The 2,383-nt window shown below is 75.5% G+C and carries 2 protein-coding genes; both read left to right on the top strand.

Annotated features, from left to right (window positions below; translation table 11 throughout):
* A partial coding sequence (cobT, locus tag AE652_RS39660) for a nicotinate-nucleotide--dimethylbenzimidazole phosphoribosyltransferase (protein ID WP_049660483.1) occupies positions 1–1,850 on the top strand: 1,850 nt, incomplete at its 5' end.
* Between the two features lie 107 nt (positions 1,851–1,957).
* A partial coding sequence (locus AE652_RS39655; RefSeq protein ID WP_049660481.1) for a bifunctional precorrin-2 dehydrogenase/sirohydrochlorin ferrochelatase occupies positions 1,958–2,383 on the top strand: 426 nt, incomplete at its 3' end.

Here is a 2,383-nt window from a genome sequence, read left to right as displayed (position 1 = left end):
CCACCGAGGAGCAGCCCGTGGCCGAGGAGCAGCCCGCCGCCGAGGCCGCCGAGGAGCAGCCGGAGCCGCAGCCCGAGGAGCCCGCCGAGCCGCGCGGCCCGGCCGCCCCCGGCTACGACGAGGCCGGCCGCGAGGCCGTCCACCAGGTGATCCGCGAGCGCCGCGACGTGCGCAACGGCTTCCGCCCGGACCCGATCCCGCACGAGGTGCTGATCCGCGTCCTGGAGGCCGCCCACACCGCGCCCAGCGTCGGCTACTCGCAGCCCTGGGACTTCGTGGTGATCCGCTCGGCGAAGACCCGCAGGCGGATGCACGCCCTGGCCGAGCGCCAGCGCGAGGCGTTCGCGGACTCGCTGCCCAAGGGCCGGGCCAAGCAGTTCAAGGAAATCAAGATCGAGGCCATCCTCGACACCCCGGTCAACATCGTGGTGACCGCCGACCGCACCCGCGGCGGCCGGCACACCCTGGGCCGGCACACCCAGCCGCAGATGGCCCCGTACTCGGCCGCCCTGGCCGTCGAGAACCTCTGGCTGGCCGCCCGCGCCGAGGGCCTGGGCGTCGGCTGGGTGAGCTTCTTCGACGACGAGGAGCTGGTCCGCGAGCTCGGCCTGCCCGAGCACCTGGAGGTCGTCGCCTACCTGTGCGTCGGCTTCGTCGACGAGTTCCCGGACGAGCCCGAGCTGGAGCAGCAGGGCTGGGCCAAGAAGCGCCCGCTGTCCTGGGTCGTCCACGAGGAGCAGTACGGCAACCGTGCGCTGCCCGGCGAGGAGCCGCAGAGCCTGCTCGCCGACACCCTGCGCGGCATCCGCCCGCTGGACGCCAAGGCGCTCGGCGAGGCCTGGGACCGGCAGAAGCGGATGACCAAGCCGGCCGGCTCGCTCGGCATGCTGGAGATCATCTCCGCCCAGCTGTGCGGCTTGTCCCGCAAGTGCCCGCCGCCGCTCCCGGAGCCCGCCTGCGTGGCGATCTTCGCCGGCGACCACGGCGTGCACGCCCAGGGCGTCAGCCCCTGGCCGCAGGAGGTGACCGCCCAGATGGTCGGCAACTTCCTGGCCGGGGGAGCGGTGATCAACTCCTTCGCCAAGCAGATCGGCACCGAGGTCTGCGTCGTCGACGTCGGCGTCGCCGCCGAACTGCCGGACGCCGTCCAGCAGGGCCGCGCCACCGGCCTGCTGCCGCGCAAGGTCCGCCCCGGCACCGCCGACATGACCCAGGGCCCGGCGATGACCCGCGAGGAGGCCCTCAAGGCCATCGAGGTCGGCATCGAGACCGCCCGCGACCTGGTCGCGGCGGGCAACAAGGCACTGGTCACCGGCGACATGGGGATCGCCAACACCACCGCCTCGGCCGCCCTGATCTCGGTGTTCACCGGCCTCGACCCGGCCGAGGTCACCGGCCGCGGCACCGGCATCGACGACGAGACCCACGCCCGCAAGGTCGAGGTCATCCGCGCCGCGCTGGCCCTGCACCAGCCCGACCCGAGCGACCCGATCGGCGTCCTCGCCGCCGTCGGCGGCCTGGAGCACGCCGCCCTGGCCGGCTTCCTGCTGGGCGCCGCCTCGCTGCGCACCCCGGTGATCCTGGACGGCGTCATCGCCGGTTCCGCCGCGCTGGCCGCCAAGGCCATCGCCCCCGAGGTGCTGGCCGCCTGCATCGCCGGCCACCGCTCCGCCGAGCCCGGCCACCAGGCCGCGCTGGCGAAGCTCGGCCTGCGCCCGCTGATCGACCTGGACCTGCGGCTGGGCGAGGGCACCGGTGCCCTGCTGGCCCTGCCGCTGGTGCAGAGCGCGGCCCGGGCGATGCACGATGTAGCGACCTTCGACTCCGCCGGGGTCACCGAGAAGGCCTGACGCACCCCGTCACCGCTCCGCGGTCCGGCCCGAGGGCGCGCCGGACCGCGGAGCGGTGACGTGCCGTACCGTCCCCACACCCTCATCCCCGATCAGGAGCACCGCCGATGACCGCGCCCACCCCGCACCCGAGCACCGAGGGCCGTACCCCCTACCCGGTGGGCCTGCTGCTGGCCGGCCGCCGCGTCGTCGTGGTCGGCGGCGGCCAGGTCGCCCAGCGGCGGCTGCCCGCCCTGATCGCCTCCGGCGCCGACCTGCACTTGGTGGCGCCCGCCACCACCCCGGCCGTCCAGGCCATGGCCGACGCCGGCGAGCTCACCTGGCACGCCCGCCCGTACCGGGACGGCGACCTCGCCGACACCTGGTACGCCCTGGTGGCCACCGACGACCCGGCCGTCAACGCGGCGGTCAGCGCCGAGGCCGAGCGCGAGCGGGTGTTCTGCTCCCGCAGCGACGACGCCGCCGCGGCCACCGCCTGGACCCCGGCCAGCGGCCGCGACGCGGGCGCCACCGTGGCCGTCCTCACCGGCGAC

The organism is Kitasatospora sp. MY 5-36 (assembly GCF_001182915.1).
Classification (GTDB): Bacteria; Actinomycetota; Actinomycetes; order Streptomycetales; family Streptomycetaceae; genus Kitasatospora.
The sequence above is the reverse complement of the archived record's forward strand: the minus strand, read 5'-3'. Positions and strand labels throughout refer to the sequence as shown.